Below are 24,084 nucleotides of genomic sequence, written 5' to 3'. Positions count from 1 at the left end.
CGTGAGAACGCCCAACATCGTGCTGATCCTCGCCGACGACCTGGGTTACTCGGACCTCGGCTGTTACGGCGGTGAGATCCGCACCCCGAACCTCGACCGGATCGGACGGTCCGGGGTGCGGCTGTCGCAGTTCTACAACACGGCGAGATGCAGCCCGTCGCGCGCGTCCCTGCTGACCGGGTCGCACCCGCACCAGACCGGCATCGGCGTCCTGGCCGGCAACGGCGCGCCCGGAGGGTACCCGGGCAGCCTCGACGACCGCTGCGTGACCGTCGCCGAGATGCTCAGGGACGCCGGGTACGCCACCGGCATGTCGGGCAAGTGGCACCTGAGCGGGCCGCTGTGGGAGCCGGCCGGCTCGTGGCCCACCCGGCGGGGATTCGCCGACTTCTTCGGGACGCTCAGCGGATGCGGGAGCTACTACGACCCGGCGACCCTGTACCGCGGCGAGGCGGACGCGAGCGCCGAGGCCCGCGATCCCCGGTTCTTCTACACCGACGCGATCACCGATCACGCGGTGGAGTTCATCGGCAGGGAGGCCGCCGCGGAGCGCCCGTTCTTCGCCTATGTCGCCTACACCGCGCCGCACTGGCCGCTGCACGCGCCCGAGGAGGACATCGCCGGGTACGACGGCGTCTACGCCGCGGGCTGGGACGAACTCCGCGCCCGCAGGCTCGACCGGCTGCACGCGGAAGGCCAGCTCGGCGCCGAGTCGGCACTGTCCGCGCCCGACCCGGCGCAACCGCGGTGGACGACGGCGCCGCACCAGGCGTGGGAGGCGCGTCGCATGCAGGTGTACGCGGCCCAGGTCGAGCGGATGGACCGGGGGATCGGCCGCGTCCTCGACCGGCTGGCGGCGTCCGGGGTCTCGGACGACACCCTGGTGGTGTTCCTGTCGGACAACGGCGGCTGCGCCGAGATACTGCCGCTCGGTGATCCCGAGGAGTTCCGGTCCAGGCGCCACATCATGCCGGCGGCCACCAGGGACGGCGCCGAGCTGCGCGTCGGCAACGTCCCCTGCGTCGACCCAGGCCCGGAGGACACCTACGCGAGCTACGGTCCCGCGTGGGCCAACCTGTCCAACGCCCCGTTCCGCCTCTACAAACGGTGGGTCCATGAGGGAGGCATCGCGACCCCGTTCATCGCGCACTGGCCCGCGGGTGGCCTGACCGGAGGTCGGATCGCCAGGACGCCCTTCCAGCTCACCGACGTGCTGCCCACCCTGCTCGGCGCCGCCGGCGTCGACCACCCGCGCGAGTACCGGGGGCGTGAGGTGCCGCCGCCTGAGGGACGCAGCATGCTGCCCGCCCTGCGCGGCGCGCCGGTCCAGGACGTGCCCCTGTTCTGGGAGCACCTCGGCAACGCCGCGGTACGCCGCGGACGGTGGAAGCTGGTCCGCGAGCACGCGGGGCCATGGGAGCTGTACGACATGGACACCGACCGCTCCGAACTGGCCGACCTCACCGAACGCCACCCCGATCTCGTCGCCGAACTGGCCACCGAATACGAGTCCTGGGCGCGGCGGGTCGGCGTCATCCCGCGCTGATCGCGACCGGGGTCAGCCCGCGGCTGAGTCGCGTGTGCGGCCGTGGGCGTCGTGCGGGAGGTCGGCGTAGTGCCATTGGTGGTCGCGGGCATGTCTGCACGCGACCTCCAGGTCGCCGTCCTCGATCGCGGCCAGCAACTCGGCGTGGTCCTGGACGATGTCGTGCAGGTCGACCTCGGTGGCGACCATCGTGACCGAGGTCCGCGCCTCGATCTGCAGGCCCTCCCAGGTGAGCTTGAGCAGTTCGTTGTGCGCGGCCTCGACGATGTGCCGGTGGAAGGACACGCTGGCGCGCGCCGACGCCTCTCCGTCGCCGCTCTCCGCGGCGGCCCGCATCGCCGCCACGTCCGCCCGCATCGCCTTCACCGGTACGGTCCCGGCCAGCAGGGCGAGCCGGGTGGCCGTCTCCTCCAGCGCCGCCCGTACGACGTAGCTCTCGCGCAGGGTCTCCTGTACGAAGGGCCGGACGAAAGTGCCGCGGCGCGGCTGGGTCTCCACCAGCCGCATGGCCTCCAGCTCGCGCAGCGCCTCGCGTACGGGCGCCTGACTGGTGCCATAAGTGGCCGCGAGCCGCGTCTCCACCAGCCGCTCGCCCGCGCCGAAGTGGCCGGACACGATGCTGGCGACCAGTGAGTCGCGGATCTGCCGCGCCAGCGTGAGGCGCGGCAGCTTGGCGGGCTCTTCGGTCATGAGGGTGATCCTACCGATTGTCGATTGTCCAGCCGGGTCGCTTGACGCGGGTTTGTCGATAATCAATTATCGATAATACTCACAAGGAGGCCCGCACATGGTGATCCGCGCGGTGCACGTGCCGGAGTCAGCCGATGCCGCGGTCGCCTGCCTGGCAGGGGACGGCTGGATCATGGGTGGCGGCACGGTCGTGATGCCGCTGGTGAACAGCGGGGCCGCGCCCGTGACCGAGCTGGTCAGCCTGCGCCGTGCGGGGCTCGGCGGCGTCGAGGTGCGTGACGGGGTGGCCAGGATCGGGGCGGCGGCCACGTTCACCGCCGTCGGCGAGCATCCGGGGCTCGCGTTCCTGCGTCCGGCGCTGCGGACGATCGCCTCCCCGGCCATCCGTAACCAGGCCACCGTGGGCGGCAATCTGTTCGTCGCTCAGCCGTACGGCGATCTGGCCGTCTGCCTGCTCGCTCTCGACGCGACCTGCGAGATCGCCGGGCCGGGCGGCTGGCGCGACGCACCGGTGGCCGACGTGCTGGCATCCGGGATCGCCGCGGGCGAGGTCGTCGTGGCGGTGCGGGTCGCGCTGCCCGAGCCTGGCACCTGGTACTACCACAAGGCCATGCGCCGCCGCCTGAACTCGGCGGCGATCGTGACCGTCGCCTCCATCACCCGCGTCGACGGCGGCGTGGTCGGCTCCGCCAGGATCGCGCTGGGCGGCCTCGCGTCGCGTCCGGTGCGCGCGGTGTCGGCGGAGCACCTGCTGCGGGGCCGGCCGCTGACCCACGAGGTCCTCACCGAGGCGGGCGAGGCGGCCCGCGGCGACATCGACCCCTTCGACGACGCCTACGCCAGCGCGTGGTACCGGGCACGGGTCCTGCCCGTGCATCTGCGCCGGGCCTTCCTCCCCCAGCAGCAGCAAGGCCGCATCAGTCAGCCGCACCAGTGAGAGGTGGACCGTGCCGTCACAGATCGTCTCGCTCGTCGTCAACGGCGAGCAACGCGAGTTCATCGCCGCACCTGGCGCCACGCTGCTCGCGAGCCTGCGCGAGTCGCTGGGGCTCACCGCGGCCAAGCGAGGCTGCGCGCAGGGCGCCTGCGGCACCTGCACCGTCCTGGTCGACGGCCGGCCCGAGGTCTCCTGCCTGGTCGCGGTGGAGACCGTCGCGGGCCGCTCGATCCGCACGCTGGAGGGGGTCGCCGCCGGCGGTGAGCTGGACGAGGTGCAGAGCGCCTTCGTCGACTGCTTCGCCACCCAGTGTGGCTTCTGCACGGCCGGCATGATCATGGTCGCCGAGGAACTGCTCGACAGGAACCCCGATCCGAGCCAGGAGGACGTCGTCGAGGCGATCTCGGGCAACGTCTGCCGGTGCACCGGCTACCGGCCCATTGTGATCGCCATCCTCGAGGCGGCCAGACGACGCCGCGAGGGGGCCGCGCAGGGGGTGGTGTCGCGATGACGTACCGGCTCGCCCCGATCGACACGAGCACCTTCACCGCCGAACGGGCCGCCGCGGGCACGGTCGGCGGTGACCTCACCGTCATCGGCTCGGTGGTCCAGCGCTCCGACGCGCGCGGGCACGTCACCGGGCGTACCGAGTTCTTCGAGGACGTGGCCCCGCCGCGGCTCGCCCACCTGAAGATGCACCGCTCGGCCCGGCACCACGCCAGGATCCTGGACGTGGACCTGACCGAGGCCCTGGCCGTGCCCCGCGTCCTGCGGATCCTCACCCACGCCGACATCCCGAACAACCTCTTCACCCCGCTCAAGCTGATCGGCGTCGGGCCGGACGACGAGCCCATCCTGGCCGTGGACAAGGTGCGCTACCTCGGCGAACCGATCTGCGCCGTGGTCGCCGAGACCGAGGCGGCCGCGCTGGAGGGCGCGGCCAGGATCAGGGTCGTGTACGAGGACCTGCCGCCGGTCTTCGACGTCGAGGAGGCGCTGCGAGAGGGCGCGCCGCTGGTCAACGAGTACCACGGGCAGAACCACTTCATCTACGAGGGCCACCACTGCCGGCGGATCAGGTTCGGCGACGTGGAGGAGGCGTTCGCGCGGGCCGACCACGTCTTCGAGTGGCGCTACCAGTCGGCGCCGATCGAGCAGGCTCCCGTGGAGACCACCGGCTGCGTCGTCGTCCCGCAGGCCGACGGGCGGCTGCGCATCCACTCCGACACCCAGGCGTGCTTCTTCACCCTGGACAACACCGCCCTGATCCTGGAGACGCCGTTCAACAGGTTACGCATCGTCGGCGGGACGGTCGGCGGCGGCTTCGGCGGCAAGGTGGACGTGGTGGTCGAGCCGGTCGCGTGCGTGGCCGCGATGCTGGCCGACCGCCCCGTCAGGTTCGTCTACGACCGCGCCGAGGAGATGCAGGTCTCCTCACCGCGCGCGGCCGAGCGCATCTACATCAAGGACGCGGTCATGAACGACGGCCGGATCATCGGCCGCAAGGTCACGCTGTACGTCGACGCCGGCGCGTACGCCCGCCACAGCCCGTACGGCACCACGAAGGCCGCCGCGCACCTGCCCGGCCCCTACTCGATCCCGAACGTCTGGGCCGACTGCCACTGCGTGTTCACCAACCGCACGCCGTCCAGCGCCATGCGCGGCTTCGGCGTGACCATCGCCGACTTCGCGCTGGAGTCGCAGATGGACCGGATCGCCCGCGCGCTGGACCTGGACCCGCTGCGGCTGCGCCTGCTCAACGCCTACCGCGACGGGGACCTCAAGGCCCACCGCAAGGTCGCCGAGGGCACGGCCCTGGTCGAAGTGATCCAGAAGGCGGCGGAGATGGCCGGGCACGAGCTGCCCGAGGCGTACCGGCGCATGTCCTCCACGACCAGGGAAGGGCTGTAGCGATGGCGAGGCTACGGGGGCGCGGGTACGCCTCGGTGAACTACCCGACCGGCATGAACCTGGGCGGCGACCCCTCGCAGGCGCTGATCCACGCCACGACCACGGGCACGTTCGTGATCTCGCTGTCCTCGGTGGACCTGGGTCAGGGCATCAAGACGATCGCCGCCCAGTGCGCCGCGGAGACGCTCGGCCTGCCGATCGAGAACGTGCTCGTCGACACCGCCGACACCGACACGGGCCCGCACTGCATGGGCACCTTCGCCAGCCGCGGCACCCACCGCGTGGGCAACGCCGTCATCATGGCCGCGGCCGAGGCGCGCGCCGTGATGCTGGAGGTCGCCGCGGAGGAACTGGAGGTCGACGCCGCCGACCTGGAGACCGACGGCACCGGCTTCATCAGGCTCAAGGGCGCGGAGGAGAAGGGCATCCACATCACCGACCTGGCGCTGGCCGCGCACTTCAAGCACGGGCGGACGATCTCCGGCCGCGGCATCTACCTCAAGGAGCCGAGCGCGCCGGTGCCCGAGACGGGGGAGATGGACCCCGACTCCTGCCAGGCGCACGCGTGCACGGCCGCCGTCGTGGAGGTGGACGACGAGACCGGGGTGGTGGAGGTGCTGGAGCTGTACAACGCCTACGAGGTCGGCCGGGCGCTCAACCCGGCCATGGCGACGCAGCAGGTGGAGGGCGGGGCCTGGATGGGCGTGTCACACGCCCTGTTCGAGACCACCGAGCCCTACTACCCGTGGCGCGACCACGGGCCGCGCGACTTCGCCGGGTACCTGATGCCCGGGCCCGCCGACATCCCGGTCCAGCACAGCCTGTTCCTGGAGCGCCCCTCCGCGAACGGGCCGTACGGGGCGAAGGGGATCGGCGAGATGACGGCGAACGCCCCGATCCCGGCCATCGCCAACGCGATCTTCGACGCCTGCGGCGTGCGCCTGGACTCGATGCCGTTCACCCCCGAACGTGTCCTGCGCGGCCTGGACGCCCTGCGCGGCGAAAGCGGCTGAGGTAACCGAAAATCCAAGGAGGAACCATGTTGAAAGTCGTCTCGTTGCTCAAGCGGGCCGAGGGCCTGTCCCACGAGGAGTTCGCGAAGTGGGTGGTGGAGGACCACGTCGAGTTCGCCAGGAAGCTGCCCGGCCTGCGGAAGTACACGGTGAGCGTGACCAACGGCGACGGCGGGGCGTACGACTCGGTGAACGAGCTCTACTTCGACGACGAGGACGCCCGCGTCGCCGCGTTCGGCTCCGAGCACGGCAAGGCCGCGGCGGCCGACGCCGCCGCGCACACCTCCCAGCGCGTCCATCTGCTGACCACCGAGCACGCCCAGTTGTGACCACCGACCCCGGCGAACTGGCCGCGGCGCTGGAGGGGAAGGGGTACTTCGCGGATGAGGGGTTGTGCACGGCCATCCACCTGGCGCTGCGGCTGGGCCGGCCGCTGCTGCTGGAGGGAGAGCCGGGCGTCGGCAAGACCGAGGTCGCCTCGGTGCTCTCGCGCGTCACCGGCCTGGACCTGATCCGCCTGCAGTGTTTCGAAGGGCTGGACTCCGGTCAGGCGCTGTACGAGTGGGACTACCCCAAGCAACTCCTCCAGGTCCGGGTGGCGGAGAGCCGCGGCCAGGACGTCGGCGACCTGTACCGCGAGGAGTTCCTGCTGCGCCGGCCGCTGCTGCGCGCCGTGCAGGCCGAGCGGGGCGCGGTGCTGCTGATCGACGAGATCGACCGGGCCGACAGCGAGTTCGAGGCGTTCCTGCTGGAGTTCCTCGGCGACTTCCAGATCACGATCCCCGAGTTGGGCACCGTACGGGCGCGCACGTCGCCGATCGTCGTGCTGACCTCCAACCGCACCCGCGAACTGCACGACGCGCTCAAGCGGCGCTGCCTCTACCACTGGATCGCCTTTCCCGAGCCGGGGCGAGAGCGGGCGATCCTGCGCGCGGCGGTTCCCGGGATGGCGGAAGAGGCGGCGGAGGGGCTGGTACGGGCGGTGCAGCGGGTACGCCGGTTGCCGCTGCTCAAGAGGCCCGGCATCGCCGAGTCGGTGGAGTGGGGCCGCGGTGCGATGGCGCTCGCCGAGGGCGGTGGCCCGTGGCCCGTTGCGCTGCGCCGGGCGCTCGGCCTGCTGATCAAGGACGAGGAGGACACCCGGCTGCTCCTCGAACACGCCGAGGAGGTGTTCGGCGATGCCTGACCCGGCCGCGCAGGTGCCTGATCCGGCCGCGCAGGGGGACGGCCCCGCGGTGCCTGACCCGGCCGCGCGAGCCGCGGACCACCTGTGGGGGTTCCTGACCGCGCTGCGCGGCGCGGGCGTGCCCGCCGCGCCGACCAAGCGGGCGGACCTGCTGCGGACGATCGCCGAGTCCCCGCCGCCCGACCTGAACACGCTGTACTGGTACGCCCGGATCACCCTGCTCCAGGACGTGGCCGACTTGCCCGCCTTCGACCGCGTTTTCGATGACTGGTTCCGGCGAGGCGGCCCCGGGCCCGACGGCCCGCCGCCCGAGGCGGACGACGGCGGCGCGCAGGCCCCCGGCGGACCGGGCGAGGACGACCCGCCGCCCCGCGAGGCGCGGCCGGGCGACGGCGTCGAGGCCAGCACCCTGAGCACCTACGGCACACGCGACTTCGGCAGGACCGGCGAGAACCGGGCCGTGTTCATGCGCGCGCTCGAAGCCGCCTGGCCCGCCGTGCTGCCCGCCGTCCCGTCACGGCGGCGGCGCCCTGCCAGGTCGGGGGACCGGCTGGACGTGCGGCACGCGTGGCGGCGAGCCCACCGCCACCACGGGGAGATCATCGAGCTGCGCCGCCTGGCCCGCCCACCGCGCCCGCGTCGTCTGCTGATCCTCATCGACGTCTCCGGCTCGCTGCGGCGGCACACACCGGATCTGCTTCGTACCGCGCACACCGCGCTGCGCGCGGCGCCGGCCCGTACCGAGGTGTTCACCTTCGGCACCCGGCTCACCCGGATCACCGCCGCGCTCGCGCACCCGCACGCCGGCCAGGCGCTGCGAGCCGTGTCGAGGCTGGTCACGGACGCCGACGGCGGTACGGCGATCGGCGCGGCGCTGGAACGTTTCCTGGGCAACCCCCGATTCGTGGCGCTCGCCCGCGGAGCGCTCGTGATCGTGCTGTCCGACGGGCTCGAACGCGGCGACCCCGCTCCCATGGCGCGCGCCACGGCCCGCCTGTCGCGGCTCGGCCACCGGCTCGTCTGGTGGTCTCCGCTGGCCTGTTCGCCGGCCTACCGCCCCGTCACCCGCGCCATGGCCGCCCAGCTCCCGAGCCTGGACCACCTCGGCGGAGTCCGGGATCTGCGCACCGCGCTGGAGGAGGTCCGCCGCCTCCCCGCCGTCCTGTCCGGCCCCCGCCACCTCGCGGCGAGGCGCTGGTCCGCCCTGCGATCCTTGGGAACGACACCATGAGCCACACTCCTGCCGGAATCGTCGACTCCCACCACCACATCTGGCGCGCCGCCGACCTGCCCTGGCTCCAGGGGGAGATGGTCCCGCGCATCTTCGGCCCGTACGAGCCGATCCGCCGTGACTATCCCGCGTCCGAGTACGCCGCGGAGGCCACCGCCTGCGGCATCACCTCGGCGGTCTACGTCCAGGCCAACTGGCCGCTCGACCGCTCCGTGGACGAGGTGCGGTGGCTGCGCGAGGTACACGCGGAGACCGGCTGGCCCACCGCCGTGGTGGGCTGCGCCGACCTGTTCGACGAGGGCGCGGTCGAGGTCATGCGCCGCCAGGCCGCCATCACCCCGCTCGTCCGGGGCACCCGCCTGCAACTGCACTGGCACGAGCGGCCGGAGTTCCGCTTCGCCGCCGCCCCCGACCGGATGAAGGACCCCGTCTTCCGGCGTAACATCGCCGCGCTCGCCGACCTCGGCTGGCTGTTCGAGCTCCAGGTGTTCCCCGCGCAGATGGCCGACGCCGCGGCCCTGGTGGAGGACTTCCCCGGCGTGACGTTCGTGCTCGTCCACGCCGGGATGCCGGTGGACCCGGGGCCGGCGGGCATCGCCGAGTGGACCCGCGGCATGAGGCTCCTGGCCGAGCGGCCCAACGTCGTGGTGAAGCTCACCGGTCAGGGCACCTTCGTGCATCGCGTGGACCGGGCGCTGATCGAGATGGTGACGGCCACCTGCCTGGACCTGTTCGGCTCCGGCCGCTGCATGTGGGGCAGCAACTTCCCGATCGAGAAGCTCTGGACCGACCTCGCCACCCTCGTCTCCACCTGGCGGGACGTGCTCGCCGGCCGATCCGCGCAGGAGACAGGGGACGTGTTCGCCGCGACGGCCACCCGGGTCTACCGGTTGTGACCGGTCCTCGGAAGGCGGCACGTACGGTCCCGTAAAGTCATGGGGTGGGGAGAGACGACCAGGGCGGGGCCAGGAAACCGCTGCTCGTGCTGGGGAAGATAGCCGAGATACTCAACTCCTTCTCGCTCACCCGGCCGGCCGTGACGTTGCGGGAGTTGCAGCAGGCCACCGGGCTGCCGATGTCCACGTTGCAGCGACTGGTGGCCAACATGGTGGCGCACGGCTTCCTGGACAGGTCGGGCGACCTGATCAGGGTCGGGGTGCGGATGGCCTACTGGGCGGCCGCCGCGGTCAAGGACTTCGACGTGTTGTCCGTGGTCAACCCGGTGCTGAAGGAGCTGCGGGACAAGACGGGGGAGACCGCGTGCTTCTTCCGCGCCGAGGGGGTGCACCGGGTGTGCGTCGCGGTGGCGGAGACGCATCACGCACTCCGGCGCGACATGTACGTCGGCAAGATCGCGCCCATCACCGTCGGGTCGGCGGGCCGGGTGCTGCTGGCCTGGAACCCCGAGCTGGCGGAGCAGGTGCTCCGTGGGAGCCTCCCGCAGCTGACCGAGCAGACCGTCACCGATCCAGGCGAGCTGCGCGGGCTGATCGCCCGCACGCGGGGCGAGGGCTGCGCGATCACCGTGGGGGAGCGGGTCGACGGGGCGTCCGGGCTGGCGGCTCCGGTGTTCGACTCGGCGGCCGACCTGGTGGGCGCGCTGATGGTGATGGGGCCGACCCTGCGCATGCCGTACGAGCAGTGCCTGGCCTGGGTGGACGTGCTCGTCGAGCATGCCGAGCGGATCACCAGGACGCTGGGCGGGCGCTACCCGGCCTGAGCGGGGCCGAGCACCCACTCGAAGGCGGCGGCCTTCGAGCGGGCGCCCTGGACGGCCCGCGACCTGTTCGGCTCCGACAGCTCGGCCAGCAGCGTCTCCGACAGCGTCACCAGCCGGGCGAAGACGCCGGGGTCGAGCCAGCCGGGCCTGGTGGCGAACAGCAGGTCCTCCGAGGAGGTGTTCCCGCCGGCGCCGGGCGCGAACGGGCAGCCGCCGAGCCCGCCGAGCGCGCCGTCGACCGTGGTGGCCCCGGCCGCCAGGGCGGCCAGCGAGTTGGCCACGCCCATGCCCCAGGTGTCGTGGCCGTGGAAGACGACGTCGCGCCCGGGGCTCTCCGCGCGCACCCTGGTGATCAGCGAGGTCACCTGCGCCGGGATCGCCTGCCCGAGCGTGTCGCAGACGACGACGTCCGCGGCGCCGGACGTGCGGGGATCGCCGGCGATCTCCAGCACGCGTTCCTCCGGGATCGTGCCCTCGAACGGGCAGGTGAAGGAGGTGGCGACGCACAGCTGGATCCGCCCGTTCACCGCGTGCGCCTCCTCGACGGCCGCCGGCATCGCGGCCAGGCTGGCCTCGGCCGGGCGGCCGAGGTTGGCGCGGTTGTGGGTGTCGGAGGCAGACAGGCAGTACTGGAAGTTGACCGCGCCGGCCTCCGCGGCCCGCCGTACGTGCTTGGGTGTGGCCACCCACACCCAGCACCTGGCGAGCTCTTCCGCGGTGAGCCCGGCGATCACCTCCAGCGTGCCGGCCATCGGCGGCACCAGGTCGGGCCTGGCCAGCGAGCCGATCTCCAGGCTGGGCACTCCCAGGCCGAGCAGTTCGCGGGCGAGCGCGAGCTTGACCTCGGCCGGCAGCGGCTTGCCGGTGAGCTGGAGCCCGTCTCGCAGGGTCACGTCGCGCAGCATCACTCCTCCATTTCCGCGAGCATCGCGTCGATCTCGGCGTCGGACTTGCCCAGCACGCCGGCCAGCACCTCGCGCGTGTGCGTGCCCAGGTCCGGTCCCAGGCTCCTGACGGGTAGCGACTTCTCCCCGAGAACGGGGACGATCCCGGGGAAGCCGACGGGACGGCCGTCCACGGGCAGTTCCTGGATCATGTCGCGGGCGGCGTACTGCGGATCGTGCGCGATGTCCGCCGCGGTGTAGATGGGCCCGGCGGGGACCCCCGCGTCGTCGAGGACCTTGAGCACCTCGTCACGGGTACGCGCACGGGTCCAGGCGGAGATGACGTCGTCGAGTTCGTCACGGCGTGCCCAGCGGCCCGAGTTGGTGCGCAGCGAAGGGTCCGCGCCCAGGTCCGGGCGGCCGATCGCCTCCATGTACCGGCGGAAGATCGCGTCGCCGTTGCCCGCGATGACCACGCTGGTGCCGTCCGCGCACTCGTAGGCGTTGGTGGGCGCGATGCCCTCCATCCGCCCGCCTGCGCGCTGCCGCTCCACGCCGTGGGCGAGGTAGTCGGGGACGAGCGACTCCATCATCGAGAACACCGACTCGTGCAGGGCCACGTCCACCGGCTGCCGTCCGCCTCCGGTGCGCCGCTGGTGCAGGCCGAGCAGGGCGCCGAACGCGGCGTAGAGCCCGGCGATGGAGTCGCCGATCGACACCCCGACCCTGGAGGGCGGGCGGTCGGGCTCGCCGATCAGGTGGCGCAGGCCGCCCATGGCCTCGGCCACGGCGGCGAACCCAGGCCGGTCGGCCAGCGGCCCGGTCTGGCCGAACGCCGAGATGCGCACCACCACGAGGCCGGGGTTGGCCCGCTCCAGCGCGTCGGGGCCGAGACCCCACCGCTCCAGCGTGCCAGGACGGAAGTTCTCGATCAGGATGTCGCAGTGCCCGGCCAGTTCCAGGACGATGTCGCGGCCCCGCGCCGTACGCAGGTCGAGCACGATCGACTTCTTGTTCCTGTTGATCGTGCGGAACAAGATGGAGGTGCTGCCCGCGTGCAGCCGCCAGTTGCGCAGTTCGTCCCCGCGGCCCGGCCGCTCGACCTTGATCACTTCGGCGCCGAAGTCGCCGAGCAGGCGCGCGGCGGTCGGTCCCGCGATGTAGTTGCCGAGTTCCAGAACCCGGATGCCGGTGAGCGGCAACCCGTCCATCGATGCCTCCTCAAAGAATCATGCTCAGCGCCAGGATCGGTGCCATCGCGACCACCGAGGCCACGGAGACCCCCACGGAGCACGTTTTCAACGTCCCCTTGGTGCTCTGTCCGAGCAGCGACTGCAGCAGCCAGAACGTGTTGCTCGTCAGATGCACCATGAACAGCGAGCCGGCGCCGGCGGCCAGCGCGACCAGCACCGGATCGAGGCCGAGCGCCGGTGCGAGCGGCGCGAGCAGTCCCGCCGAGGTGATGGCCGAGATCGTCACCGAACCGACCGCCACGTGCAGCACGGCCGCGATCACCCACACCACGATCAGCGGGGCCACGCCGCCGGCCGCGAAGTGCTTGCCGAGGACGGCGCCGAGCCCGGCCGCTTTGATCATCGCGGCCAGCGACCCGCCGACGCCGTTGAGCAGCAGGATCGGCCCGCTCTCCTTGAGCCCTTTGGCCATGGCCTGCTCCACGCGGTCCTGGCCGAGCGCGTGCCGGCCGACGAAACAGGTGCCGACCAGGCCGATCAGCAGTGCGATCACCGGGCTGGAGACGAACGTCAGCGCCGGGTCGTCCCATTTCGCCGTCTTGGCCAGGGCGCCGGTCGCGACCAGGACGAGTGAGATCAGTATGGGGCCGAACAGCACGATGAGCTTGGGCTCGGTCCTGACCTGTACGGCGACGCCGTCGCCCCCGCCCGGCCCCGAGTCGGCCGGCTCCTCGACGAAGGACTCCTCGTCGGACTCCGGCTTCCACCAGCCGCGGACCAGGAAGAACGTGGTGATGGCGGTGGCGATGAGCACGGTCGGCACGACCACGACGAGGCCGCACAGCAGGTACTTGCCGAGCGGGACGTGCAGCAGCGCCGCCAGCGTCAGAGCGCCGACGCCGGGGACGGTGAAGATGATGCCGCTCTCCAGGCCGATCGCCAGCGCGGTGGCCATGCGGGCGGTCCCGTAGCGGTCGAGCTTGCCGGCCAGGCCGCGCGCCAGCGGCGCGGAGATGACCAGCAACACGTCCAGGAACACGGACTGGAGCAGCGTGGCGATGGTCAGCGACATGGCGTAGGGGATCCGCTCGGGGCCGAACACCCGCAGCAGCGTCCGCACCAGCCGTTCGATCGCGCCCAGGTCCCTGAGGATCGCCCCCATCAGCACACCGAACGCGACCAGCAAGCCGATCTCGGCCATGATGTCGCCGAAACCCGAGCTGATCGTCTCCGCGGTCCTGGTCACCCCGATCCCGGTGACGAGCCCGAGGTAGCCGGCGCCGATCACCAGGGCGATCACGGGGTTGAACCTGAGCTTGACGATCAGCACGACAATGCCGACAACGGCCACCGCGGTATTGGCCAGCGTCCCGATGTCTGACATTTGCCCGTCCCATCACGTAAGCCCCGCGGTCAAAATTGGCTCACTTTATGAGAATATACTCACGATGTGGAATTGGACTGGTGTTTGCCGGGCCGCTCACCAGCAGGTCGAGCCGCATCTCGGGGTGCCTCGGGGTCGGCCGATGTCCCGTACTTGCTGCCGAACAGACGTCGGAGTCCACGACAGTGGCGGGTTAGGTGATTAATGCAAGCTTGGCGAATTTATTACCTTATTTCGATGGCATCAGAGTGCCAACGCGGCCATGCAGGCCATGCTGGCCGCCATTCCGGCCGAGCACGCATCCTGGTTGAACGCCCTCCGATCCGAGTTCCGCTCGGGCAGCACGCGGATGAGCCGAGCGCAGGTCCAGGCCAGCCCGATGACCAGGGCCACCGTGGCAAGCGACCCGCCTCCATGCGGGTGCCCGGACGAAGCGCCGGCGAGAGCGGGCCCGCTGAACGCCGTCAGCACCAAGAGGAGGGACATGACCACGAAGTCCTGGATGTGATGACCGGTCTCCGCGCGGCGGGCGGGGGAGCCGCAGAGCCAGCCGGCGGTCAGCAGCGCGAGCACCGCGACGGCGAGGAACACGCCGCCCAGATGGCCGGCCGCCATGCCGAGCGCCATGACGACGTGCGGCCACCTCCTGGCGGGCCGCACGGCGGGCAGCAGGGCAGGGACGAGGGCCAGGACGCAGCCGGCCGATACCGCCACCGTGTGGAGGAAGAGATGCATCAGGCGATCTCGATGCCGTAGTCGATGGTCACACCCTTCTGGACAGGACAGCTCGGCGAGCTGTGACAGGAACGAAGGCGCTTTGTCACACATCGGGGCGCTGTCTTGTCTGAACTGGTGCACGGCCGGATCGAGCCGGCCAGTTACCGCGAAGGACGCCTGATGAGCACCGATCACGCGCACGCTCACCACCTCGAGAACCCCGACAAGAGCGGGCCCCCGCCGCAGATCGACGTGGTCGCCACCGTGCCGGGGGCGCCGCCCGCGCCGGAGGGGGCCGAGGCGATGACGATCCACGTCACGTTGCCGCCGAACAGCCCTGGTGCGCCGCCTCACCGGCACTCCGGGCCCGCGTACGGGTTCGTGATCAAGGGGGCCATCAACTTCGAGCTCGAAGGCGAGCCCGTGCGGGTTGTCCGGGCTGGTGAGGCGTTCTGGGAGCCGGGCGGAGACGTGATCCACTACCAGGACGGCAACCACTTCGCCGACGAGGAGTCCGCGTTCGTGGTGACGATGTTCTGTGCGCCCGGGCAGCCGATGTTGACCGTGGTCAGCCCGGAGGAGCTGGAAGCCCGGCGAGACCGCCGCGCCGCCTGAAGAAGGCGGGAACCGGGTTCCCGCCCTCAGCGTTCGGCCGGCGGCGCCGCCGGCTCGAGCGCGGGGTTCTATGAGCGAGTCACCTCGGGGAGCGCGGCCGGGGTGGTCCGGGTCGCCGGGCGCATCGTCACCGTCAGCACGGCCAGCCCGGCGAAGATGACCGCGGCGACGACGCCGGTGACGTGCAGGGCGGCGGTGAACGCCTCCCGCGCGGTGTGCAGCAGTTCCGCGCCCTGTTCGGCGGGAAGGTGCCGGCTGGCGGCGACCGCGCCGGCCAGCGAGTCGGACGTGCCGTCCATTTGGCCGCGGTAGACCACCGCGGCCACCACGCCGAGCAGCGCGAAGCCGAGCGAACCGCCGAAGTAGTTGCCGGTCTCCGACATCGACGCCGCCGAGCCGGCCCGCTCCGGCGGTACGGACCCGAGGACCAGCCCGGTGCCCAGCGCGAACAGCGGGCCGGTGCCCAGCGCCAGTACGGCGATGCCGATCATCACCAGCGGCAGGGCACCCGCACCGTCGACGCCGACCAGCAGCAGGCTGCCCAGCGCCGAACCCACCAGCCCGCAGGCGATCGCGGTCGTCTGCTTCATCCGCCGGGCCAGCGCCGGCGCGGCCATGGTGCCGACCGCCGTGCCCAGGCCCATGGGCGCGAACAGCACCGCCGACGCGACCGGCGAGAAGCCCAGCACGCTCTGCAGGTACTGGGTCACCACCAGGCCCGTGCCGGCCATGGCGATGCCGGCGAAGACCAGCGCGACGAGTACGGCCGTGAACGGGCGGTTGCGGAACAGCCGCAGGTCCAGCAGCGGCGCCTCCAGCCGCAGTTGCCGGCGTACGAACAGGAAACCGATGGCCGCGCCGGCGACGAGGGCCACCGCCGGCACGACGGACACGCTCTCGACGGTCAGCTGCTTGATGCCGTAAACCATCAGAAGCACCGCCACGAGCGACAGCCCGACGCTGGCCGGGTCCAGCCGCCCGGCCTTTTCGCTGCGGAACTCCGGCAGCAGGACCGGCCCGGCGAGCAGCAGCAACACCATCGCGGGCACGGCGGCCAGGAACACCGATCCCCACCAGAAGTGCTGGAGCAGGAATCCGGCGAGTACGGGTCCGAGCGCGCCGCCGGTGAACTGGCAGGTCGCCCAGATCGCGATGGCCTGCCCGCGCTGTCGTTCGTCGCGGAACATGGTGGTGATCAGGGCAAGTGTGGACGGCGCCAGGATCGCGCCGGCGACGCCCAGCAGCGCACGCACGACGATCAGCATCAGCGGGCTGCCCGCGAAGGCGGCCACCACCGACAGCACCGCGAACGCCGCTCCGCCGATCATCAGCAGCCGGCGGCGGCCGATCCGGTCGCCGAGCGTACCCATCGTGATGACCAGGCCGGCCACCATGAATCCGTAGCCGTCGCTGATCCACAGCTGCTGGACGTTGGTGGCGCCCAGGTCGGCGCTCAGCTGTGGCAGCGCGAGGAGCAATGCCGTCATGTCCATCCCGACGAGCAGTGTCGGCAGCATGAGGACGACCAGTCCCAGCCATGCCCGGTTGACTCGCATATCCGAAGCTTCCTGTTCTCTCGACGTTTCGCTGGTTGGTCGGAGCGGTCGAGAGCTTCTTGCCATCCGATGATCGTTGCCCGGACGTGCAGAGCCGGTCGGCGCTGTGTTCTCCGTCACGTCGCTTCCGCGCTTGCCAACCGGAATGCCTTTCCGTATAGTTCCGGAAAGACATTCCGCTTCAGTCGGGATGCGGCGTGCGAAAGCACCGACCACACCTCGACCGCGACCTCGAAGGGCTGGTCTCATGACTCACAAGCAGCACCCCATCGGGACAGGGTTCACCGCCGCGTCGACGACCGCCGACGTCCTCGCGGGCATCGAGCTGGCCGGCACGAACGTCATCGTCACCGGCGGCCACGCCGGGCTCGGCCTGGAGACCACCCGAGCGCTCAGCGAAGCCGGTGCCTCCGTCACCGTGGGCTCGCGCGACCCGGACCGCGCCGCGGTCGCGCTGGCCGGGATCGAGCGTGTCGAGGTCAGCCGGCTGGACCTGCTCGACCCGGCGTCGATCGACGCCTTCGTGGCCCGTTACCTCGATTCCGGCCGTCCGCTCCACGTCCTGATCAACAACGCCGGCCTCCCGGCGCCCGCGGAACTGGTCCAGGACGCGCGCGGCTACGAGTCGCAGTTCGCGACCAACCACCTGGGCCACTTCCAGCTGACCCTGGGCCTGCTGCCCGCACTGCGCGCCGCGCGCGGCGCCCGCGTCGTCAACGTGTCATCCGGCGCCCAGCGATTGTCCGACATCCGCTGGGACGACCCGCACTTCACCACCGGCGGCTACGACCCCAACCTCGCCTATGCCCAGTCCAAGGTCGCGAACGTGCTGTTCGCCGTCGAGCTGGACCGCCGATGGGCCCAGGACGGGATCCACGGGTACGCCGTACACCCGGGCATCGTCGCCGGCACGGACCTGAACAGCGCGGTGGGCGAGGACGCGCTGCGGGCCATGGGACTGATCGACGAGTCCGGCCGGCCGATCATCGACCCCCACAACGGGAAGAAGACACCGCAGCAGGGGGCCAGCACCAGCGTGTTCGCGGCCACCAGCCCCCTGCTCGCCGAGATCGGCGGCGTCTACCTCAAGGACAACGACATCTCGCCGCTGGAGCCGCTGGACGAGGACCCCAAGCCCTTCGACATGACCAGCGACGAGATGCCCGCGGCCACCGTCGCGCCGCACGCCATCGACCCCAAGTCCGCCCAGCGGCTCTGGGAGCTGAGCGAGACGCTGATCAAGGCGTGACGTCCCGCACGGGCGCGGCTTCCGGGCAGAGGCGACAGCGGCCGTGGGCGAACCGGGCCGGGCCGCCTCAACCCTGCCTCTCGTTTACGGTGAGGGGGCGGAGGAGACCTCCGTGGACGCCTGGGGGTCTACCGACCAGCTCCGGCGTGCGTTGAGCGTGGCGGGCTCGAAACCGGCCAGTTTCTTGTAGTGGAGAGCGATCTCCTCGCGCTCGGCCAGCGGCATGACGGTCTCGATGTCGGTGAAACCCTGCGGGGCGCGTTCGTGGGCCAGCTTCAGGATGACCTCGGGTCCGTCCCCGCGGTTGGCCAGCACGACGTTGTTCGTGACGGTCCGGCGCTGCTCTTCGTAGAACTCCAGGCCCAGGCCGTTCGCCAGCGCGTACGCCAGGACGCGGGCGTCGATGACGGCCTGGGTGCCGCCGTTGGAGCCGGTCGGGTACATCGGATGCGCCGCGTCGCCCATCAGCGTCACCGTGTCCGTCGACCAGCGCGGCAACGGGTCACGGTCGACGAGCGGATACTCGAACACCTGGTTCGCGTTCGCGATGAGCGCGGTGATGTCCAGCTCGTCGCAGTGCCAGCCCTCCACGTGGGGGAGAACCTTCTCCACGTCGATGGGCCGGTTCCAGTCGCCCACGGGCACGCCTTCGATGTCCGTCGTGCGCTGGATGGCCCAGTTGATCAGCTGGATGCCGTCGTCGGCGGGCGGTGCGATAGGGTAGATGACGATCTTCTGCGTGTCGTCGCCGACCATGATCATGGATCTGCCGCCCTCGAACGGCTTGCTGTACGTGGTGCCGCGCAACAGCACGTCGCCGCCCGGCAGCGGCTCGCCCTCGTCGGGGAACAGGGCATGCCTGACGCTGGAGCGGATGCCGTCGGCGCCGACGAGCAGGTCCGCGTCATGGTCGAGGTCGGTGATGGGGGAGTTCAGCACCACCGCTCCGGGGCCGAGTCGCTCGCGTACCGCCTCCAGCAGCATCGTCTGCAGCCGGCCCCGGTGGATCGAGTACTGGGGCCACCGGTAGCCCGCGTTCAGCCCGCGGGGCTCGGACCAGATCCGGTGTCCGTGGGGCGCGAGAAAGGTCAGGTCCGCGGTCGCCACGCCGACCGTGGCCAGGCGGTCACCCAGGCCGAGTTCGATGAGCTCGCGTACGGCGTGCGGGAGGATGTTGATGCCGACGCCGAGCGGGTGGATCTCCTCCACCGCCTCGTGGACGGTCACATCGGTGATCCCGGCGGCGTGCAGGCTCAGGGCCGCGGTCAGTCCGGCGATGCCGGCGCCGGCGATGACCACGCGCATGGAACTGTCTCCTCGCGGGGGCTGCGTCGTCATGAGGCCCCTCCCTGGAGGATCAGTGCCTTACCGATCATCAGATGGGGCGGGGCGATGCCCGCCTTCTGCCGGCCGTCAGCCTCAGCGGGTCGCGGACCACCTCCGCCGTGTCCGGGAGCGGGTGTGAGTAAGAACGGGCGCCTGAGTGCGGGCATGAACGCTCCAGTGGAGGGGGGACGTGCGGACACGTTCAACATGATCTTGAAGCGACAGCATAGCGCAGAATCAGTTTTCCAGACCGGCGAAGTCGCCGGGTGTGTCCTGGTTCGAGGTGAGCCGGGCGTGCAGGCGGCGGGCGATCGGCAGATATCCGGGTAACTCGCGCGCCACCTCGCGGCGTTGCGCGTCGTCGTATCCGATCATCAGGGTCGCGACGGCGGGGAAGTCCTCGGCGTCGATGGCCGCGCCGACGGCGTCCCAGGCGTTGGTCATGGGGCGACAGTAGGGCAGCCCGCCGACATTTGGAGTTGCGCCTGGAGTCGGCCAAGGAGCATGCTTGGCGGCTCGTCGAGCGGCGGGGGCTGAAATATAACCATTTGAACGAGTGAGTACTCGCTCAGTAGGCTTTGCCACATGACCAGAAGGCGAAGGGTGCCGGCCATGGCGCCAGAAGACCGCCGTGCCGCGCTCATCGCCGCCACGCTCCCCTTGCTGCGCGAGTACGGCACCGTGGTGAGCACCCGCCAGATCGCCGAGGCCGCGGGCGTGGCCGAGGGAACGATCTTCGGTGTCTTCCCCGACAAGGCCTCGCTGCTGCGGGCGGCGCTGATGAGCGCGTTCGACCCGCAGCCGGCGGTGGACGCGCTGGCGGCCATCGGCAAGCGGACCGATCTGCGCACACGGCTGTGCGAGGCGGTCACGATGTTGCGGGCAGGGATGAGCGCCAACGCCAACCTCATCGCCGCGCCCAGGGAGCTGATGGCCGATGACGCCGAGTTCCGCGAACATATGATCGACGGCCGGCGTCGGATATCTGCCGGGCTCGCGCTTCTGGTCGAGCCCGATCGCGACCGGCTGCGCCGCTCTCCCGAGGCCACGGCGCAGCTGCTGCTCATGCTGATCGCGGTGAGCGTGCACCGTGGCTTCGGCCAGGACGGCGAGTTCGGAGACATGGACGACGAGGAGATCGTCTCCGTTCTGCTCGACGGGTTGCTCGTGCGGCCCTCCTCCACCCCTTCAACAGAAAGCCCCTCTTGATGCTGCTCCGTCTCCTGCGGGGCCAGCTCAGGCCGTACGGGAAAGAGATCACGCTTGTCGTCCTCTTCCAGTTCGTCCAGACGCTGGCCACGCTCTATCTCCCCACACTCAACGCCGACATCATCGACGACGGCGTCGTCAAGGGCGACACCGGTTACATCGCCCGCATCGGGCTGGTGATGCTCGGTGTGACGCTCGTCCAGATCATCTGCTCGATCGTGGCCGTGTACTACTCCGCCTTGACCTCGATGGCGCTCGGCAGGGACCTGCGGGCCGCGATCTTCCACCGGGTGCAGGACTTCTCCGCCCAGGAGGTCAACAGGTTCGGCGCGCCGTCCCTGATCACCCGTACCACCAATGACGTGCAGCAGGTCCAGCTGCTCGTGCTGATGGCGTTCACGATGATGGTGGCCGCGCCGATCATGTGTGTCGGCGGCATCGTGCTGGCGCTGCGCCAGGACGTGGCGCTGTCGTCACTGCTGCTCGTCGTGCTGCCCGTGATGATCGTCATCGTGGGCCTGATCGTCGTGCGGATGCGCCCGCACTTCCGCACGATGCAGGAGCGCATCGACCGGATCAACCAGGTGCTGCGCGAGCAGATCACCGGCATCCGGGTGATCAGGGCCTTCGTCCGCGACAGGCACGAGCGCGAGCGCTTCGGCGTGGCCAACGACCAGCTGACCGACGTGTCGCTGCGGGTCGGGCGGCTGATGGCGCTGATGTTCCCCTCGGTCATGCTGGTGGTGAACGTGTCCAGCGTCGCCGTGGTGTGGTTCGGCGGCCACCGCATCGCCGACGGGTCCATGCAGGTGGGCGCGCTGACCGCGGTCATCTCCTACCTGATGCAGATTCTCATGTCGGTGATGATGGCGATGTTCATGTTCATGATGATCCCGCGGGCCGAGGTCTGCGCCGAGCGCATCGAGGAGGTGCTCGACTCCGAGCCGACCGTCCACCCGCCGGACAACCCCATCGCCCCGGACCGACATCTCGGCGAACTGGAGTTGCGGTCCGTGGACTTCCGTTACCCGGGCGCCGAGGAGCCGGTGTTGAGCGAGGTGAGCCTGGTGGCACGCCCCGGCCGTACCACCGCGATCATCGGCAGTACTGGCAGCGGCAAGACGACGCTGCTCAACCTCATCCCCCACCTGTTCGACGCGACCGACGGCGAGGTGCTGGTCGACGGCGTCAACGTACGCGATCTCGATCCGGTCGTGCTCTCCCGGGCGGTCGGCCTGGTCCCGCAGTCGCCCTACCTCTTCTCCGGCACCGTCGCCTCCAACCTCAGGTACGGCAGGCCCGACGCGACCGACGAGGAGCTGTGGCAGGCCCTGGAGGTGGCCCAGGCCCGCGAGTTCGTCGAGGAGATGCCCGGCGGTCTGGAGGAGCCGATCTCCCAGGGCGGCACGAACGTCTCCGGCGGTCAGCGCCAGCGCCTGGCCATCGCCAGGGTTCTGGTGCACCGGCCCGAGATCTACCTGTTCGACGACTCCTTCTCCGCCCTCGACTACGCCACGGACGCCCGGCTGCGCGCCGCGCTGGCCAGGGAGATCAGCGACGCCACGCTCATCATCGTGGCCCAGCGCGTGAACACGATCCGCGACGCCGACCGCATCCTCGTGCTCGACGAGGGCCGCGTGGTCGGCACCGGTGACCACGCCGAGCTCATGACCACCTGCCCGACGTATCGCGAGATCGTGTTGTCCCAGCTCACCGAAGAGGAGGCCGTAGCATGACGACTCAGGCGCCCCCGCGCCGTCCTCAGCCGGCTGCCGGTCCTGGCGGCATGATGTCCGGGCCCGCCGAGAAGGCCCTGGACTTCGGCGGTTCACTCCGCCGCCTGCTGCTCCTGCTGCGCCCCGAGCGCGCTCTGCTGATCGTCATCCTGGTCCTCGGCGCGGCCAGCGTCGCGCTGACCGTGACGGGTCCCAAGATCCTGGGCAACGCCACTGACCTGATCTTCTCCGGCATCATCGGGGCCCAGCTGCCCACGGGGGCCACCAAGGAGCAGGCCGTGGCGGGGCTGCGCGCCGACGGCCAGGACACGTTCGCCGACATGGTGTCGTCGATGAGCGTCGTACCCGGCCAAGGCATCGACTTCACCGCGCTGGCCCAGGTGCTGGGCTGGGTGCTGGCGATCTACCTGCTCGCCGCGCTGCTCGGGATCGTGCAGTTCCGGCTGACCACGGTCGTCGTGCAGCGGGCGGCGTTCCGGCTGCGCGAGCGGATCGAGGCCAAGCTGGGGCGGCTGCCGCTGAGCTACTTCGACGGCCAGTCGCGCGGTGAGATCCTCAGCCGCGCCACCAACGACACCGACAACGTCGCCCAGTCGCTGCAGCAGACGATGAGCCAGCTCATCACGTCGGTGCTGACGGTCGTGGGGGTGCTGGCGATGATGTTCTGGATCTCGCCGATCCTGGCGCTCATCGCGCTGGTCACGGTGCCGGTGTCGGTCTACGTCACCACGGTCATCGGCAAGCGGTCGCAGCCGCAGTTCATCAAGCAGTGGTCGTCGACGGGCAAGCTCAACGGCCACATCGAGGAGATGTACGGCGGCCACACGCTGGTCAAGGCGTTCGGCAGGCAGAAGGAGGCCGCTGTGACCTTCACCGAGCACAACCAGGCCCTGTACACCTCCAGCTTCCGCGCCCAGTTCATCTCCGGTCTCATCCAGCCGGCGATGATGTTCATCGGCAACCTCAACTATGTGCTGGTCGCGGTGGTGGGCGGGCTCAAGGTGGCCTCGGGCTCGATCTCGCTGGGCGACGTGCAGGCCTTCATCCAGTACTCGCGGCAGTTCAGCCAGCCACTGACCCAGGTGGCCGGCATGGCGAACCTGGTGCAGTCGGGCGTCGCCTCGGCCGAGCGGGTCTTCGAGCTGCTCGAGGCTCCGGAGCAGTCCCAGGAACCGGACAAGCCCGCGCGGCCCGCACAGGTCAGGGGCCGGGTGGCATTCGAGAACGTGTCCTTCCGCTACGAGCCGGACCGGCCGCTGATCGAGGACCTGTCGCTGACCGTGGAGCCCGGCCAGACCGTGGCCATCGTCGGCCCCACGGGAGCGGGCAAGACGACGCTGGTCAACCTCATCATGCGCTTCTACGAGGTGACCGGCGGCCGCATCACGCTCGACGGCGTCGACATCGCCGAGATGTCCAGGGAGGAGCTGCGCTCCAACATCGGCATGGTGCTGCAGGACGCCTGGCTGTTCGGCGGCACGATCGAGGAGAACATCGGCTACGGCGCGGAGGGCGCCACGCGCGAACGGATCGAGGCCGCCGCGGAGGCCGCCCACGTGGACCGCATCGCGCACACGCTGCCCGACGGCTACGACACGGTGATCGACGAGGAGGGCGCGACGGTCAGCGCGGGCGAGAAGCAGCTGATCACGATCGCCCGGGCGTTCCTGTCCGAGCCGGCGATCCTGATCCTGGACGAGGCGACCAGCTCGGTCGACACCCGGACCGAGGTGCTCATCCAGCAGGCGATGAGCTCCCTGCGCGAGGGGCGTACCAGCTTCGTCATCGCCCACCGGCTGTCCACGATCCGCGACGCCAGCCTGATCCTGGTCATGGAGAACGGGCGGATCGTCGAGCAGGGCACGCACGAGTCGCTGCTGGCCGCGGGAGGCGCCTACGCCCGGCTGTACTCCGCCCAGTTCACCCAGGCCGTGGTGGAGGTGGATTAGAGCTCTCCCGCCGCCCGTCGTGCACCCGGCCT

The 24,084-nt window shown here is 70.7% G+C and carries 23 protein-coding genes; 15 read left to right on the top strand and 8 right to left on the bottom strand.

Features of this window, described 5'->3' with window-relative positions; genetic code table 11:
• Position 1 precedes the first annotated feature (1 nt).
• Positions 2-1,546, top strand: coding sequence for an arylsulfatase (locus ITP53_RS26625; protein WP_195898182.1), 1,545 nt, complete (start codon positions 2-4; stop codon positions 1,544-1,546).
• A gap of 12 nt (positions 1,547-1,558) precedes the next feature.
• Here the strand turns inward: ITP53_RS26625 and ITP53_RS26620 are convergent, their stop codons facing one another.
• On the bottom strand, positions 1,559-2,236 hold the full coding sequence (locus tag ITP53_RS26620; RefSeq protein WP_195898181.1) for a GntR family transcriptional regulator: 678 nt from the start codon (positions 2,234-2,236) through the stop codon (positions 1,559-1,561).
• A 97-nt stretch (positions 2,237-2,333) separates the two neighbouring features.
• On the opposite strand from ITP53_RS26620, the gene ITP53_RS26615 reads away from it, so the two are divergent.
• From ITP53_RS26615 to ITP53_RS26575, 9 genes are read left to right on the top strand one after another with little or no spacing between them, the layout of a single operon-like run.
• The gene (locus ITP53_RS26615; RefSeq protein WP_195898180.1) at positions 2,334-3,173 is read left to right on the top strand and encodes an FAD binding domain-containing protein; all 840 of its coding nucleotides are present in this window, start codon (positions 2,334-2,336) and stop codon (positions 3,171-3,173) included.
• A 10-nt stretch (positions 3,174-3,183) separates the two neighbouring features.
• Entirely contained in the window at positions 3,184-3,684 is a 501-nt protein-coding gene (locus ITP53_RS60435; RefSeq protein WP_195898179.1) for a (2Fe-2S)-binding protein, read from the top strand.
• Positions 3,681-5,084 (top strand): xanthine dehydrogenase family protein molybdopterin-binding subunit, encoded by a 1,404-nt coding sequence (locus ITP53_RS59415; protein WP_195898178.1) that lies wholly within the window; start codon positions 3,681-3,683, stop codon positions 5,082-5,084. The genes ITP53_RS60435 and ITP53_RS59415 overlap by 4 nt, the downstream gene beginning before the upstream one ends.
• A 2-nt stretch (positions 5,085-5,086) precedes the next feature.
• Positions 5,087-6,097, top strand: coding sequence for a xanthine dehydrogenase family protein molybdopterin-binding subunit (locus ITP53_RS59410; protein ID WP_195898177.1), 1,011 nt, complete (start codon positions 5,087-5,089; stop codon positions 6,095-6,097).
• Positions 6,098-6,123: 26 nt separating this feature from the next.
• Positions 6,124-6,426 carry an EthD family reductase gene (locus ITP53_RS26595; protein ID WP_195898176.1) on the top strand — a complete coding sequence of 101 codons (303 nt, stop codon included), beginning with the start codon at positions 6,124-6,126 and terminating at the stop codon, positions 6,424-6,426.
• A complete protein-coding gene (locus ITP53_RS26590; RefSeq protein WP_195898175.1) occupies positions 6,423-7,283 on the top strand; it encodes an AAA family ATPase in 861 nt (286 codons plus the stop codon). The genes ITP53_RS26595 and ITP53_RS26590 overlap by 4 nt, the downstream gene beginning before the upstream one ends.
• Positions 7,276-8,514: a VWA domain-containing protein gene (locus ITP53_RS26585; protein WP_195898174.1), complete on the top strand. Its 1,239-nt coding sequence runs from the start codon at positions 7,276-7,278 to the stop codon at positions 8,512-8,514. The genes ITP53_RS26590 and ITP53_RS26585 overlap by 8 nt, the downstream gene beginning before the upstream one ends.
• A complete protein-coding gene (locus ITP53_RS26580) occupies positions 8,511-9,410 on the top strand; it encodes an amidohydrolase family protein (protein WP_195898173.1) in 900 nt (299 codons plus the stop codon). The genes ITP53_RS26585 and ITP53_RS26580 overlap by 4 nt, the downstream gene beginning before the upstream one ends.
• 44 nt (positions 9,411-9,454) lie before the next feature.
• The gene (locus ITP53_RS26575; protein WP_195898172.1) at positions 9,455-10,234 is read left to right on the top strand and encodes an IclR family transcriptional regulator; all 780 of its coding nucleotides are present in this window, start codon (positions 9,455-9,457) and stop codon (positions 10,232-10,234) included.
• Here ITP53_RS26575 and ITP53_RS26570 read toward each other — a convergent pair.
• From ITP53_RS26570 to ITP53_RS26555, 4 genes are all read right to left on the bottom strand, one after another.
• Positions 10,222-11,139: a beta/alpha barrel domain-containing protein gene (locus tag ITP53_RS26570; RefSeq protein ID WP_195898171.1), complete on the bottom strand. Its 918-nt coding sequence runs from the start codon at positions 11,137-11,139 to the stop codon at positions 10,222-10,224. The genes ITP53_RS26575 and ITP53_RS26570 overlap by 13 nt on opposite strands.
• Positions 11,139-12,329, bottom strand: a complete 1,191-nt coding sequence (locus tag ITP53_RS26565; RefSeq protein ID WP_195898170.1) for a CaiB/BaiF CoA transferase family protein — start codon at positions 12,327-12,329, stop codon at positions 11,139-11,141. Before ITP53_RS26565 ends, ITP53_RS26570 begins: the two co-directional genes overlap by 1 nt.
• Positions 12,330-12,339: 10 nt before the next feature.
• Positions 12,340-13,695, bottom strand: coding sequence for a GntP family permease (locus ITP53_RS26560; RefSeq protein WP_195898169.1), 1,356 nt, complete (start codon positions 13,693-13,695; stop codon positions 12,340-12,342).
• A 243-nt stretch (positions 13,696-13,938) separates the two neighbouring features.
• The gene (locus ITP53_RS26555; RefSeq protein WP_195898168.1) at positions 13,939-14,430 is read right to left on the bottom strand and encodes a hypothetical protein; all 492 of its coding nucleotides are present in this window, start codon (positions 14,428-14,430) and stop codon (positions 13,939-13,941) included.
• 162 nt (positions 14,431-14,592) lie between these two features.
• On the opposite strand from ITP53_RS26555, the gene ITP53_RS26550 reads away from it, so the two are divergent.
• Entirely contained in the window at positions 14,593-15,027 is a 435-nt protein-coding gene (locus tag ITP53_RS26550) for a cupin domain-containing protein (RefSeq protein ID WP_195898167.1), read from the top strand.
• A gap of 68 nt (positions 15,028-15,095) precedes the next feature.
• On the opposite strand, the gene ITP53_RS26545 is transcribed toward ITP53_RS26550, so the two are convergent.
• A complete protein-coding gene (locus ITP53_RS26545) occupies positions 15,096-16,583 on the bottom strand; it encodes an MFS transporter (protein ID WP_195898166.1) in 1,488 nt (495 codons plus the stop codon).
• Between the two features lie 247 nt (positions 16,584-16,830).
• Here ITP53_RS26545 and ITP53_RS26540 point away from each other — a divergent pair, with 247 nt between their 5' ends.
• Positions 16,831-17,832 carry an SDR family NAD(P)-dependent oxidoreductase gene (locus ITP53_RS26540; protein ID WP_195898165.1) on the top strand — a complete coding sequence of 334 codons (1,002 nt, stop codon included), beginning with the start codon at positions 16,831-16,833 and terminating at the stop codon, positions 17,830-17,832.
• 84 nt (positions 17,833-17,916) lie between these two features.
• On the opposite strand, the gene ITP53_RS26535 is transcribed toward ITP53_RS26540, so the two are convergent.
• Together ITP53_RS26535 and ITP53_RS26530 are read right to left on the bottom strand one after the other, a co-directional pair.
• Entirely contained in the window at positions 17,917-19,137 is a 1,221-nt protein-coding gene (locus ITP53_RS26535; RefSeq protein WP_195898164.1) for a flavin-dependent oxidoreductase, read from the bottom strand.
• Positions 19,138-19,395: 258 nt separating this feature from the next.
• Complete coding sequence (locus ITP53_RS26530) at positions 19,396-19,602, bottom strand: hypothetical protein (protein ID WP_195898163.1); 207 nt, start codon at positions 19,600-19,602, stop codon at positions 19,396-19,398.
• A gap of 141 nt (positions 19,603-19,743) precedes the next feature.
• Between ITP53_RS26530 and ITP53_RS26525 the strand changes: the two genes are divergently transcribed.
• From ITP53_RS26525 to ITP53_RS26515, 3 genes are read left to right on the top strand one after another with little or no spacing between them, the layout of a single operon-like run.
• Positions 19,744-20,367, top strand: coding sequence for a TetR/AcrR family transcriptional regulator (locus ITP53_RS26525; RefSeq protein ID WP_195898162.1), 624 nt, complete (start codon positions 19,744-19,746; stop codon positions 20,365-20,367).
• Positions 20,367-22,103: an ABC transporter ATP-binding protein gene (locus ITP53_RS26520; protein ID WP_195898161.1), complete on the top strand. Its 1,737-nt coding sequence runs from the start codon at positions 20,367-20,369 to the stop codon at positions 22,101-22,103. Before ITP53_RS26525 ends, ITP53_RS26520 begins: the two co-directional genes overlap by 1 nt.
• Entirely contained in the window at positions 22,100-24,052 is a 1,953-nt protein-coding gene (locus tag ITP53_RS26515; RefSeq protein WP_207756455.1) for an ABC transporter ATP-binding protein, read from the top strand. Before ITP53_RS26520 ends, ITP53_RS26515 begins: the two co-directional genes overlap by 4 nt.
• The last annotated feature ends 32 nt before the right edge of the window (positions 24,053-24,084 follow it).

The sequence above is a fragment of the Nonomuraea cypriaca genome, assembly GCF_015645445.1.
GTDB lineage: Bacteria > Actinomycetota > Actinomycetes > Streptosporangiales > Streptosporangiaceae > Nonomuraea > Nonomuraea cypriaca.
Note: the sequence above shows the minus strand (reverse complement) of the source record. Positions and strands in the feature narration are given on the sequence as shown.